Annotated in this window: 1 rRNA gene; it reads right to left on the bottom strand. The window is 50.5% G+C overall.

The annotated features are described in order from the left end of the window. A 16S ribosomal RNA gene (locus BIU94_RS07430) occupies positions 1-111 on the bottom strand; the annotation flags it as partial. Between the last annotated feature and the right edge of the window lie 184 nt (positions 112-295).

The following is a 295-nucleotide window of genomic DNA, read 5'->3' as shown; positions in this document are numbered from 1 at the left end:
CTCACCCGTTCGCCACTAATCCGCCCAGCAAGCTGGGCATCATCGTTCGACTTGCATGTGTTAAGCACGCCGCCAGCGTTCGTCCTGAGCCAGGATCAAACTCTCCGTAAAAAATTACAACCAACACCCGAAAGCGTCAGCGAGTTGATTCTGACTGTTGACTGTCTACTGACAATCTTCAATCCAAAAGGAATTGCATCATGACCCGGTCAGCAAGCCGACCAGGCACGAGGTCAATCAATAAATTGGCATTGACAATGTGCACGCTGTTGAGTTCTCAAGGACCAGACGCACT

Origin of the sequence: Curtobacterium sp. MMLR14_006 (assembly GCF_001864985.1) — a bacterium.
Lineage (GTDB): Bacteria > Actinomycetota > Actinomycetes > Actinomycetales > Microbacteriaceae > Curtobacterium.
The sequence above is the reverse complement of the archived record's forward strand: the minus strand, read 5'-3'. Positions and strand labels throughout refer to the sequence as shown.